Here is a 12311-nt window from a genome sequence, read left to right on the forward strand (position 1 = left end):
CCCCATCCCCCCATCCCTTCACACCATGTCATTACAAAAAGAATTAGAAATAAAAATGCAGTTTCTAGAAGAAGCTACCGAGCATCTTAATACTCTAGAAAATGTTATTGTTGAAGCGAAAACCAATCGTAAAATTGACTTACAAAAAATCAATACTGCATTAAGAGCCGCTCATTCAATTAAAGGTGGTGCGGGGATTATGGGATTTCGTCCTTTGAGCGATTTATCCCACTTGCTCGAAGATTCTTTCAAGGTTTTAAAAACTCATAAAAATTCCTTAGAAATCGATAATTCATTACAAAGTTTACTATTATCTGCAATTGATTGGCTGCGTCAAATAGTAGAATCAATTTCAGTAGGTCATGATGTTGACGAAGAATGGATAACGACTTTTTGCTATCCAGTATTTGCAGAATTACGCGATATCTTAGGAGAACCCATTCCCGAAGACGCGATGACAATTCTTTCTCCAGAAAATAATCCCCAAGAAATTATATCTTTATTATTTAAAACCGAAGTTGAAGATTATTTACAGCGTTTAGAATCATTACTAAAGGAAGAAAAATCTTCTATTTTACGAGAAGAAATGGTAATGATGTCATCACAGTTGGGTGGATTAGGGGAAATGTTACAAATTCCCGCTTTTGTCCAACTTTGTGAGTCGATAATTCAACATTTATCTACTGCTGTTTCTGATGCCGAAGTTGAAGAAATTGCTCAATTAGGATTACAATCGTGGCGCAATACGCAAATTTTATTAATTGCAGGTCAATTAGATGATTTACCCACGGCAATTAATAAAAATAAAGCCGATGATTACTATCGTTTTATAGTTAGTCCAGAATTAAATTTAGTTAATAATACTCCAACTTTAGAAGAAAATGGAGAATCATTTCCAGAATTTACAAACATCACAAAAGCAGAAAAGCAAGAACCTACAGTTAGAGTACCCAGTAGAGAACTTGAGCAAATCAACGATTTATTTGGAGAACTCACAATTGGACGCAATACTGTAAGATTACAGTTAGAAAGAGTCAGTAAATTAATTCGTAATCTGAATATTCGCGTCAAAAATCTCGAACGCGAAAATCAAGAATTACGCTTATCTTACGAGAAATTTTCTCTACAATTATCTACCTTAAAACCCAAATATTCCCAACTAGAAAAAGATTGGCAATGGGAAAATACTTATAAGTTTGATACCTTACAATTAGAGCGTTATAGTGAACTACATATACTGTCTCAAACAGTCACAGAAAATATAGTTAAAATTCAAGAAATTACCGGCGATATTACTGTTAACTTAGAAGATACTGACCAAGTTAACCGTTTACTCAATAAAACATCTCGAAAACTGCAAAATTCCTTAACTAAAGTTCGGATGCGTCCACTTTCCGATATTATGGAACGTTTACCCAGAGCTTTGCACAATTTAAGTCAGGAATACGGTAAAAAAGTTAATTTACAAATCGCAGGTGCAGATATCTTAATCGAACGGGGTATTTTAGAAGCTTTAAACGAACCTTTGATGCATCTGCTCCGAAACGCTTTCGATCACGGAATTGAAGATGCTCAAACCAGAATTGCCGCAGGTAAACCCGAACAAGGATTAATTGAAATTAAAACCGTTCATCATGGCGATCGCACTATCATCACCATACACGATGACGGACGCGGCATCCAAAGAGAAAAAATTCGCACCCGTGCTGAAAGTATGGGTTTGGATACACAAATGTTAGCGAATGCTAGCGATGAGGATTTATTAAGTCTGATTTTTGAACCTGGATTTAGTACCTCAGAACAAGTTACCACATTATCCGGTCGCGGTGTCGGAATGGATATTGTATGTAACAATCTCAAATTAATTGATGGAGAAATTACAGTTGATTCTATATCCGGGAAAGGAACTACGTTCACCCTGTCGTTACCTTTTACTCTCTCTGTAGCCCGAATAGTATTGATAGAAAGCAGCGGAATAGCTTTAGCTTTCCCCACCGATACAATACAGGAAATATGTTTGTTAGAAGATAAACAGATTCTAGCCGCTCAAAATGGTAAAGTAATTAATTGGCGAGATTCTCTAGTAGAATTAATTAATATCAGCCAATATTTAGAATTAAATCACAAATTAAATAGCAAACTAAATAATATTCATTCCACATCATTCATAGTAGAAAATCCACCAAGATTAGAAGAAAAAATTGTATTAATTATTAATACAGATAATAAACTAATTGCTATCCAAGCAGACCGCTGTTGGGATGAACAAGAAGTTTCCTTGCGTCGTGTAGAAGGTAGCATCCCTTTACCCGACTACTTTAATAACTGTACAATCTTGAATAATGGTCGAATAGCTCCTTTAGTAAATCCCACAAAATTGTTAGATTTCATTGCCAAAAAAGATACCATAAATCCCATATCTCAAACTGAATCTTCTACTCCTTTTCTATCAACTAAAAACCAGAAAAATTCCATATTAATCATAGATGATTCCATAAACGTGCGCCGTTTTTTAGCGCTTACCCTGGAAAAAGCCGGATACTTTGTAGAACAAGCCAAAGATGGACAAGACGCACTTTTCAAACTGCAAAGTGGTTTGCAAGTACAGGGCATAATTTGTGACATTGAAATGCCTCGCCTTGACGGCTATAACTTCCTAATCCGGCTAAAATCTCACACTCATCTACAGCAAATTCCCGTGATTATGCTCAGTTCCCGCACCAGCGATAAATATCGTCAACTAGCAATTCAGTTGGGTGCAAAAGTCTATTTATCAAAACCTTATAACGAACATGAACTATTGCAAACATTGAAGCAGGTTTTGAAATCCAGTTCGTTGAATTGATAGGCATCGCGATCGCCCAATTTTTTCGGCGTTGCTTCCTCCGGGTATGAATTTAGATTTTGAGACGTTACAGTGTAACGTCTCTACACAGGTTTCAATTGTCAGTGTTTACTATTTCCGCTTGAATTTAAAAGTCATTGCACCTTTACCTCCAGCTTTACCACCACCAATTCCCAGCAAGCTAATTTGTCCTTCCCCATTAATTTCCACGGATAACTCGACTTCATCAAGCTGCATTTTGGAACTAGGCTCATCTGCGTCATCAAGCATTTCTCTCATCGCTTGCAAAAAGCCCTTCATCTCTTCTTTAAGCCTCGCTACCTCTACAGGTTTTCTTTGAGTAATAGCGATTTCTTTTCTTCCTCGACCAATTATTCCTCCAATATCGCGACTTCCATCACGACTACCTTGGTTATCATCTTGAATAGGTATTGATGTGTCTTCGGTAATAATCCAGATTTTTTTGGGAGTTTCAATTGTTTCTGGCATTGGCTAAGTGTTGCAAATTTTACTTGTATATATTAATTACCACATTTCCAAATTAAATTACATCTCTCAAAACTTTACGAGTACTATGCCAAGCCCAAATACCAATAGTAGTAACTATAATACTGATTGCTAAAAGTACATATCGCAAACCGAAATAATTTGTCAATCTTTCGGTAATTAGAAGTGGTGCTGTTAAAGCAATATTTACAGCATGATTTTGGAACCCGAACATCTTACCGTGCATATCTGGAGGTGTTTGCTGCTGAATTAATGTTTGCATCGGTACGGCAATTAAGGCTGCACCAAGACCTAATAAAACACTCAGCGCTAAAGCTAAGGGCAAATTATCAATAAATGTAAATACGGCCAACACAAAAGCCATACTTAAAAAGCCTAATAAAGGTAAAGGTTTGTGATGGAATTTATCACCCCAATGACCTAAAATACCCGCACCTAAGACCATTCCTACACCTGCTGCTGCCAGGAAAAAACCAAATTGTTTTTCTTCTAAACCGAATTTTTGCGCCAATCTAATCGATAATGCAACTAAGGCAGCAAAAACGCAATACAAAGCTGTCAACTGCACCATCGCATTCATGATTAAGCGCTTTCTCTTCAAATAACGCAAACAATCTTTAAATTCTTTTAATGGGTTAACTTTTTCTCTTTCAACAGTAGACTTCTGTCTTTTTAACTTTACAGGTACCTTAATCAGCGAAGAAATTAGATATAATCCACCGACAATCAACTCTTGTCCGTATTCTTCCCCCAGCCAGCTTTTACCCAAACTTAATAATGGGTCGCCTACCGCAAAACCAATTATTATAGCACCCATCATGGTACTTGTAAATAGTGCATTGGCAGCCATCAAATTTTCTCGCTTCACCAAAATAGGGATAGAAGCTTGCTCTGCTGGTGCGAAAAATTGCACAATTACCGAGTTAGCAAAAGTGATTGCTAACAAAATCAAAAATTCTCTTGGTAAAAATGGAATTGCGATAGTCAAAAGTCCCCGCATTAAATCCGAACCAATCATAATCGGCTTTTTCGGAAAGCGGTCAACTATTATACCTCCAAGCGAGCCGAGTAGAATCGCCGGTAAGGTAAACGCTAGGAACAAATCCGCACGTCTACCATCTTCAACTAATCCTACTGCAAGGGGGTACTTTTCGAGCAGTGCAATTGTCAATACAAAAAAGATTTTGTCTGCTAGCTGGCATATAATTTGTCCTATCCAGACAAGCATAAAATTACGGTTTTTGAGTACCGCACCAAATCCTTTATTCACAGCAGCAGGTTCAGTTGGAAACATTCGTTAGATGGGGGTTAATGACTGCGTTATTCCTCACTCCTCACTCCTCACTCCTCACTCTTAAATCTTCCTCCCTTTCTTCTTCAATCTTTTCCGGATTAATTTTTTCATTACATTTAAATAATATTTTTGATAAATTCCGCTGCTGTAAGGGATATCAAGGTATTTTCGTTCTTTGAATTTACCCAATATCCTTCGACAGTTGACGGCGATCGCCATATTTCTAAGTGATCTACAACTGGTTGTGCATAAAAGTTATTATCGCCGCTACCAAGTAAACAAGAACTCCAGTGAGTGAAGTAATCATGACTCATCCGATAGATAGGAAAATTACCAATCATAGGTACCATCCATCCATCTATAGCAATAAAAGCTTTCACATTACCTCCAATAATCTGCCAAAAATTAGCAGCCGCGATCGCTCCTACAACACCAGCACTAAAGCCGATCAACACAACAGGTGATTCTAGCTCATCTAGCAAATTTTCGTGTAAAAACTGCCAAATATGAAATCCCGATAAAGCAGATAGATTATTTGCGGGAACTTCCAGTATATTTACTGAATTTACATGGTCTGAGCTATTATAAACTACTTCTAATAAATCTTTAACAAAGCTTTGTGTCAAGCTTGATTCGTGAATACCAGGACAAATAATTACGCTCATCGATTTTTAGCTAACTAATTGACAAATCAACCGTTTAAATAGTCAATAATATAACTTTGAATCGAAATATACTTAGAAAACAAGCATTTACGATTTACTAAACAGCATTATTTTTGATTATCTTTATATTTTATCGGAGCGACGAAAAACGGATAGTCTTCTTTGAGCATCAGAAAATCTAAATAAATTTCTAAATAATTCTAAATAATCTTAAATATATTTAATATCCCATCCCCTAGCAGGGGATAATTACCTATACTGGAAAAATAAAACGCTGAACAAGCTCGTTGCATTAGAGGAATTAACTGTGGTATCTACACCAGAAAAAGTCGAATACACAAGCTCGCATCTACAAGGACAAAATCGAGTTGCTGTACTGCTTATGGGTTACGGTGAAGTAGAAAGCTACGAAGATTTTGCCAATTATAACGAACAAGCTTTGAATCTACTTACAGCAAAGTTTGCACCAGTACCAACCTGGATTTACCCACCTCTAGCAAAAATGCTAGCGTTATTTGACCTTCACGAATGGGGACATACACATGATAATTTTATTTCACCCCATAACGCCATCTTTGAAAAGCAACGAGCTGGGATTGAACAACAATTACAGGAAAAATGGGGCGATAAAATACAAGTTTTCAAAGCTTTCAACTTCTGCGCTCCCCACCTTCCCAATCAAGTTTTAGCAGAAATACACAATCAAGGTTTTGATAAACTGCTGATTTATCCTTTACTAGTAGTCGATTCTATCTTTACCAGCGGAATCGCTCTAGAGCAAGTTAACAATGCTTTATCCGAGACATCTAATGGTAATGAGCATTGGGTAAAAGCACAGCGCTACATTCCTTCTTTCTACAACGAACCCAAATACGTCAAGTTAATGGCAAGACTTGTAGAAGAAAAGATATCCGCTGAATTAGCTAACGCTTATCTACCCTCAGAAATTGGTATCGTGTTGATGAATCATGGTTGTCCCCACAAAGCCAAAGGATTCACTTCCGGAATTACCGAATCTCAGATACTTTACGATTTAGTACGCGAAGAATTAATCAACCGTTATCCTTTAATCTCCGTAGGTTGGCTCAATCACGATACACCTTTGATTGAATGGACTCAACCCAACGCAGAGCAAGCGGCTAAAAATTTGATTCAAATTGGTGCAAAAGCATTAGTATTTATGCCTATCGGCTTTGCCACCGAAAATCACGAAACTCTCTTAGATGTACATCACATTATTCATAACCTTGAGAAAAAGCATAAAAATCTCAACTGCATTCAAATGGCTTGTGTCAACGACCATCATGAATTTATGATTATGGCTGCTGAATGGGCAAATTCTCATATCCAAGATTTGCTCTCAGCAGAAGCAGCAACAGTTAATCCTTCACAAGCTGTTGCTCATCACCATCATCATCATTAATGGGTAATGGGTAATTGGTAATTGGTAATGGGACAAGGGGACAAGGGGACAAATTAACTGTCCACTGTCCACTGTCCACTGTCAACTGTTACCAATGCTTCATTTCCGTTAAAATACAGAAATGACCAGCAAACACCTAACAATCAAACAACTTACTCAAGAGGTTGGCGGTGGTTTAACTCCGAGGATGGTTAGGCATTATCACCAGTTGGGGTTACTACCAGAAGCAACACGTTCCTCTGGCAATTATCGTCTGTATACTGATGCCGATGTGCAGCAGTTGCGGCGAATTTTGGCGTTGAAATCTCAGGGTTTTCAACTAGAACACATTCGTGAATTTTTGAATTCTCCGGAGGTGATGAGTTTCGATGCTTTGGCTTCCCAGTTACAACAACAATATAATTCGGTTACGGAACAGTTAGCGCGGTTACGACAAACAGCATCGGCTTTAGAAGAATTTTTAGAAAGAGATAAAGGTTGTCAAGCTAATCAATTACAAGCATTAGAACAATTAAAAAAAGTAGAAATAGAATCAGCTTTTGGATTACAAAATTTAGAACAACTTTGGCATGGTTTAGATGCGACTTGTAATGTCCAACCTGAAGATATTAGCGAGTCATTACAAAAAATATTACCGGATTTATCAAAGAAAAACGAAATTGAACGGGATTTACTCTCCAAACTGGTGTTTGCTTGTGGTGATGTCAGTTTGGTTAACTTTGTTAAATTAAGTAAAGATGCCATAGTTTCGGCAAGACACAACCTCAAAGCTGATTGTGAAATCGTCGCTGATGTTTCTCCGGTTGTCGCTGCACTTGACCATACACGCATAGCGCATTTAGGAGCAAAAGTCAACATTTTAATTGATGACCCCCACATCCACAGCGTTGATGAAGCAGAAAGAAAGTTTTGGCAAGATAAGCAATGGTTTGAGAAGTTAAAACGGTTAACTCCGGGTTGTATTCTAGTTATTGGTTATGCACCATCGGTGTTAATATCAGCCTTGGAACTTATAGAGCAAGAGCAATTAAAACCATCCTTAATTATAGGAATGCCCATCGGTTTTAATCACGCTCCAGCAGCCAAACGGCGCTTAATGCATTCGAGAGTAGAATATATTACCACAATTGGAACCCTTGGTGGTGGATTGTTAGCAGCCGTGGCTTTAAATGCTTTAGTAGGTTCTTTGATTGAAAAACCGGATTGTCATTGTTATTTAAGTCACAGAGAATAATTATTAATAGTAAAACAGATCAATAATGTAGAGACGTTGCATTGCAACGTCTCCGCGTATTTTGATTTAAACGAACAATTTAGTTAAACATTCAAATCTTGCATAGCCAGACGAATTTGTTCCATCCTTCTGCGATTAACTCCCAAGTCTGAGTCTCCGACACGAGATGCAGAACGGATATGAATTACCTTTTCATCGATAGGAAAATAAAATTCCACATCATCAGTGAATTTGAAAATTCTGCTTTTAGAAAGAGCATGAATATAATTATCTGTATTTTCTACAACTTCGGTACGGGGAACAACCGTAAGAACTTTGAGTAGGGTTGATTTTGCTGTATCCCGGTTTACATGATAGGGTATTGGATCAATAGCGTGTTTGCTGTCTGCATTTTGACTGACAACACAATTCGGGGAAGTTGGACAAGCAGCAAGATGATTGTCACTAACACCCAAATTAGAAGAAGCTGCCCAACTGGTAGCGGGGAAGATTAAATTAACAGTCAAGTTCAGTAAGATTACGAACGCGAACGCAATTAAACGGGGCATAGATTTTTTACTCATCAATAGTATGATGATTATTTTCGGTTATTTTGGGCATTTATTCTAATGGTTCGGGTTCTACTCCCTCATCAATCCAAACATCAATTGCTGTTTTTACTTCTTTCTCAGTTACAGCAGACCATTCTTTTTCATTAATAACTGTTTGAAATACCGCTCGTTTACCATGTCCGACTCTTTCTATCGGGTGTCCGCGATATACATTATTTTTAGGTTTAACCATTTATATTTAATAGTGTAGGGTACATAATGTTTTGAATTTTGATTTTTAAAGGTGTTGAATAAAATTATTACTCATAATGATATCGACAAGCCAGGAAATCAATCTGAGTATTTCCAACACGATAAACGAGCCGATGCTCTAAATCAATACGTCTAGACCAAATATCGGCATCCATATATTTTAACGGTTCTGGTTTCCCAATTCCCTCGAATGGATTTTTCATTACAGCAGTAACTAAATCTAGAATTTTTAATGCAATTTTAAAATTTTGCTTGAACCACCAAGCTAAATCTTCTTTAAATTTAGAACTAAAACCAGGACTACGATTAATAATAACTGGTTCTACTTGATCGGCTTCAGTTTTATTCTTCTTTTTCTTGCTCAATCCCTAACTCCTGTTGAAGCTCTTCAATTGTTTGAGATTTAATATTTCCAGTTTTAGATTCCTCAATTGCATCAAGTAAACGATTTGCATTTGCAGGAGTTTTCAATAGATAAACCGTCTCAACCAAACTTCTCAAATCCGATTCTGTAATCAAAGCAACATTCTCACCATCACGACGATTGATGATATATACCTGATTATTTTGTACAACTAAGTCTAACAGCTTAAAGAAGTTGTTTCTAGCATCCGTTGGAGATGTGATTTCGTAAGAAAACATCGTTTATGTACAGCTTTATGTACATATATTATAATGCAAAGAACTCACCGTTCCTGATAAGCGTACAGAATCGGCGATGATATTAGAAGCTCTACCACCATTAATCTGTCCGATACTCAATACTGCCGGACGTAACGGATTCTGAGTACGGCTAATAGCTTGTTGTAGCGTAGTAATCACTTGGGCTGATCGAGCGAGGTGGAGCCTCGTACAAATATAAGTGCGATCGCTCACGGGTAATCCCTACTCCCACTTATGCCAGGTGAAAACACCTCGTATTAAGATAGTATTTGATGCGAACATTTTCCCCCATAACTCCCAAAGATACTTATGCTTAAACTAGAAAAAATACAACAGGAGATTCAAGACTTACCAGAAGAAGCCCAAAGCTTACTAATAGACTTTATTGAAATCCTCAAAAAACGTTATCCAAAACCAATATCCGACAATCAATCTCAAGAAAAAACTCTTTATGAAAAATTTGATGATATTGGCTTAATTGGTTGTGTTTCAATCGAGGAAAATTTATCCACAACTTATAAACAAGTTCTTAGTGAAGGGTTAAACGATAAGTATGGTCATAGTTGATACAGGGTTTTGGTTAGCTCTTGTAGATAAAAAAGATACCTACCACGAAGTAGCTAAACAAGCTCTCAAAAAATACAACGAACCCTTGATTACTACCTGGTGTGTAATTACAGAAACCTGTTATTTATTGCTAACTCGCAAAGGAGTTAAGACTCAATTAGCTTTTATTAATAGCCTCAATCAAGGATTATTCACAGTTTTTAATTTAGAACCAGAACATGGATTAAAGATAGCTCAACTGATGGAAAAATATGCAGATTTACCAATGGATTTAGCTGATGCTTCACTGATAATTTTGGCAGAGCATCTAGGACATGGGCGCATTTTTTCAGTAGATCAACGGGACTTTAATACTTATCGTTGGAAAGAAAATTATCCTTTTGAAAATCTCTTGTATAAATAGTGCAGTAACTGTAGTTATGTTATGCATTTAATGAATGAATATATATCTGATTATTTTGTACAACGCCAATCTAACAGTTTAAAGAAGTTATTTCTAGCATCCGGTGGAGATGTGATTTCGTAAGAAAACATCGTTTATGTACAGCTTTATGTACATATATTATAATACTTTAGGGAAGTTTTGCGATAGCTTCGCTTGCACTACGCGATCGCAATCAAGACGATCGCAATCAAAGCCAGTATCAACACTTTTGCAACTGACTCAAATGCACTACAATCTCATCAATTGCATTTCTCACGGTTCTAATGGGCTGTTCGGTTTGATTCACCATAATACTAAATACCATCGGACCATAATTCGGTGCGTTAACATAACCAGCAAGGGTGACAACACCTGTCATAGTTCCGGTTTTAGCTTGCAAATCCAAATCGGGTATATTACTAAAACGATTTTTTAAAGTACCATTTTTACCTGCAACTGGTAGAGAAGCACGGAAAATTCCAGCGTAGGGAGATTTAGCCATGCCCTGCAATGTCTGCACCAAAGCTTGAGGACTAATTAAATCTTTGCGAGATAAACCCGAACCATCTACTACTTTATAAGTTGTGGAGTCAACTCCGATGCTAGATAAGCTGGTTTTCATCACTTCTAAACCCGCTTGCACAGTAGTTTGATTGTTCGTTAAGGGCTTTTTAACAGCTAAGGCTTTCAACAAAGCTTCTGCATACAAATTATTACTATTAATATTCGTCTCTTTAATCAACTCGGATATTGGTGGAGATTCTACTGCTGCTAACTCACGAACATTATTAACACTTCCCTGGTAAGATTTTGCCACAGAAATTCCTTCCTTTGCTAAACTTTGACGGAAATGTTGTAAGAAATTCTGTATCGGATCAAAAACTGCGATCGCAGTGACATCGGGACTGGAATCTTCCGCAAGTTGTCCTTTTAAATACAAAGTTTGTCCTTTTAAATCCCGTTGAATTTCGATATAACCTTTTTCACCTTTCGCTGCTGTCACCGTTTGATTGACAATTTTCCACTCAGATGCGTCTATTGGATTATCCCATTTAAATAATAAAGGTCTACCAGGTTTTTGAGGAAATAATCTAAAAACAGCAGCATTTTCATTTAACATCAAACTGTTAACTGGTGCGCCGTAATAAAATTGGACATCTTCCCACATCCAACTCGGTTCGACAGCTTCACCTTTAAAATAACTATCATTAACTATTAACTGATTAATTCGACGCACGCCTTTTTGTCGCAACTGTTTTGCTAATAATGCAAGTTGTTCGTTTTTTAAACTAGGATCTCCTCTACCTACCACTTGGACAACACCATTACCGTCACCGTATACGGAAGTCCGAATCCGATAATTGGGACTAAGTGTTTGTAATGCAGCGGCTGTTGTCATCAATTTAGTAACAGAAGCCGGAGTAAAGTATTTATTAGCATTTTGGCTGTAAAGTATTTGTGGTGAATCCAGATTTTGTACCAAAATACCCCAATGAGTTCTGTTAAATTCGGAACGATTTGTCACAGTATCCATCGCCGAATTTAATTGAGACGCACAAAATCTGTTTCCCGGAGTTGTGGGAATATTTCGAGGAGTTACAGGTATAGTTCGAGGAGTTGTTGGGATTACAACTCCTGGCTTTGTTTGTGCAATTGCTGCTTGCTGATTAACACCAATTTGAACGCCGAGAAATAGTAGTAATAAACTTAGAGAAGACTTTGTAGACATTCTAGTAACGGTGATTCGATGTATTTTTATGAGTGTCTTAGCGTTACTGAGGTTCCGCGAATGTTGTCATTAAAACACAAATAAAACACAAATATACTCGTATAAAATCATGTGCTACACAAAGTTTTTTCTCCCCATCTCCCCATCCCCCCATCTC

13 protein-coding genes and 1 pseudogene are annotated in these 12311 nt (G+C 37.2%); 5 read left to right on the forward strand and 9 right to left on the reverse strand.

The features are described 5' to 3' along the window. Positions 1-2845 (forward strand): hybrid sensor histidine kinase/response regulator (locus tag IQ247_RS28565; protein ID WP_228060126.1); only part of this gene is annotated, 2845 nt, incomplete at its 5' end. Positions 2846-2956: 111 nt separating this feature from the next. Here IQ247_RS28565 and IQ247_RS28570 read toward each other — a convergent pair. From IQ247_RS28570 to IQ247_RS28580, 3 genes are all read right to left on the reverse strand, one after another. Continuing rightward, positions 2957-3334, reverse strand: a complete 378-nt coding sequence (locus IQ247_RS28570) for a Pepco domain-containing protein (RefSeq protein WP_193925155.1) — start codon at positions 3332-3334, stop codon at positions 2957-2959. Between the two features lie 52 nt (positions 3335-3386). Then, positions 3387-4646, reverse strand: a complete 1260-nt coding sequence (locus IQ247_RS28575; protein ID WP_193925156.1) for an MFS transporter — start codon at positions 4644-4646, stop codon at positions 3387-3389. Between the two features lie 116 nt (positions 4647-4762). After that, positions 4763-5311: a hypothetical protein gene (locus tag IQ247_RS28580; protein WP_193925158.1), complete on the reverse strand. Its 549-nt coding sequence runs from the start codon at positions 5309-5311 to the stop codon at positions 4763-4765. Between the two features lie 307 nt (positions 5312-5618). Here IQ247_RS28580 and IQ247_RS28585 point away from each other — a divergent pair, with 307 nt between their 5' ends. Next, positions 5619-6734 carry a ferrochelatase gene (locus IQ247_RS28585; protein ID WP_193925161.1) on the forward strand — a complete coding sequence of 372 codons (1116 nt, stop codon included), beginning with the start codon at positions 5619-5621 and terminating at the stop codon, positions 6732-6734. A 121-nt stretch (positions 6735-6855) separates the two neighbouring features. Continuing rightward, entirely contained in the window at positions 6856-7968 is a 1113-nt protein-coding gene (locus IQ247_RS28590) for a precorrin-8X methylmutase (protein WP_193925162.1), read from the forward strand. A gap of 83 nt (positions 7969-8051) precedes the next feature. On the opposite strand, the gene IQ247_RS28595 is transcribed toward IQ247_RS28590, so the two are convergent. From IQ247_RS28595 to IQ247_RS28615, 5 genes and pseudogenes are all read right to left on the reverse strand, one after another. Further along, positions 8052-8516: a DUF1499 domain-containing protein gene (locus IQ247_RS28595; protein ID WP_228060127.1), complete on the reverse strand. Its 465-nt coding sequence runs from the start codon at positions 8514-8516 to the stop codon at positions 8052-8054. A gap of 52 nt (positions 8517-8568) precedes the next feature. After that, positions 8569-8751, reverse strand: coding sequence for a hypothetical protein (locus IQ247_RS28600; RefSeq protein ID WP_193925165.1), 183 nt, complete (start codon positions 8749-8751; stop codon positions 8569-8571). 67 nt (positions 8752-8818) lie between these two features. After that, the gene (locus IQ247_RS28605; RefSeq protein ID WP_193925167.1) at positions 8819-9136 is read right to left on the reverse strand and encodes a Txe/YoeB family addiction module toxin; all 318 of its coding nucleotides are present in this window, start codon (positions 9134-9136) and stop codon (positions 8819-8821) included. Further along, positions 9114-9413, reverse strand: coding sequence for a type II toxin-antitoxin system Phd/YefM family antitoxin (locus tag IQ247_RS28610; protein WP_193925169.1), 300 nt, complete (start codon positions 9411-9413; stop codon positions 9114-9116). Before IQ247_RS28610 ends, IQ247_RS28605 begins: the two co-directional genes overlap by 23 nt. A gap of 33 nt (positions 9414-9446) precedes the next feature. After that, a pseudogene (locus tag IQ247_RS28615) lies at positions 9447-9602 on the reverse strand (hydrolase); the annotation flags it as partial. A 141-nt stretch (positions 9603-9743) separates the two neighbouring features. Here IQ247_RS28615 and IQ247_RS28620 point away from each other — a divergent pair. Together IQ247_RS28620 and IQ247_RS28625 are read left to right on the forward strand one after the other, a co-directional pair. Continuing rightward, entirely contained in the window at positions 9744-10001 is a 258-nt protein-coding gene (locus IQ247_RS28620; protein ID WP_193925170.1) for a DUF2281 domain-containing protein, read from the forward strand. Then, a complete protein-coding gene (locus tag IQ247_RS28625; protein WP_193925172.1) occupies positions 9988-10404 on the forward strand; it encodes a type II toxin-antitoxin system VapC family toxin in 417 nt (138 codons plus the stop codon). The genes IQ247_RS28620 and IQ247_RS28625 overlap by 14 nt, the downstream gene beginning before the upstream one ends. Positions 10405-10645: 241 nt before the next feature. On the opposite strand, the gene dacB is transcribed toward IQ247_RS28625, so the two are convergent. After that, positions 10646-12154: a D-alanyl-D-alanine carboxypeptidase/D-alanyl-D-alanine endopeptidase gene (gene dacB, locus IQ247_RS28630; protein WP_193925174.1), complete on the reverse strand. Its 1509-nt coding sequence runs from the start codon at positions 12152-12154 to the stop codon at positions 10646-10648. Between the last annotated feature and the right edge of the window lie 157 nt (positions 12155-12311).

Source organism: Plectonema cf. radiosum LEGE 06105 (assembly GCF_015207665.1).
GTDB lineage: Bacteria > Cyanobacteriota > Cyanobacteriia > Cyanobacteriales > Nostocaceae > Rivularia > Rivularia radiosa_A.

Excerpts from the sequence above, each read along its gene's own strand:
- IQ247_RS28570 (WP_193925155.1), bottom strand. The coding sequence starts at position 3,334 with ATGCCAGAAACAATTGAAACTCCCAAAAAAATCTGGATTATTACCGAA.
- IQ247_RS28575 (WP_193925156.1), bottom strand. The coding sequence starts at position 4,646 with ATGTTTCCAACTGAACCTGCTGCTGTGAATAAAGGATTTGGTGCGGTA.
- IQ247_RS28580 (WP_193925158.1), bottom strand. The coding sequence starts at position 5,311 with ATGAGCGTAATTATTTGTCCTGGTATTCACGAATCAAGCTTGACACAA.
- IQ247_RS28590 (WP_193925162.1), top strand. The coding sequence starts at position 6,856 with ATGACCAGCAAACACCTAACAATCAAACAACTTACTCAAGAGGTTGGC.
- IQ247_RS28595 (WP_228060127.1), bottom strand. The coding sequence starts at position 8,516 with ATGCCCCGTTTAATTGCGTTCGCGTTCGTAATCTTACTGAACTTGACT.
- IQ247_RS28600 (WP_193925165.1), bottom strand. The coding sequence starts at position 8,751 with ATGGTTAAACCTAAAAATAATGTATATCGCGGACACCCGATAGAAAGA.
- IQ247_RS28610 (WP_193925169.1), bottom strand. The coding sequence starts at position 9,413 with ATGTTTTCTTACGAAATCACATCTCCAACGGATGCTAGAAACAACTTC.
- IQ247_RS28620 (WP_193925170.1), top strand. The coding sequence starts at position 9,744 with ATGCTTAAACTAGAAAAAATACAACAGGAGATTCAAGACTTACCAGAA.
- IQ247_RS28625 (WP_193925172.1), top strand. The coding sequence starts at position 9,988 with ATGGTCATAGTTGATACAGGGTTTTGGTTAGCTCTTGTAGATAAAAAA.
- dacB (WP_193925174.1), bottom strand. The coding sequence starts at position 12,154 with ATGTCTACAAAGTCTTCTCTAAGTTTATTACTACTATTTCTCGGCGTT.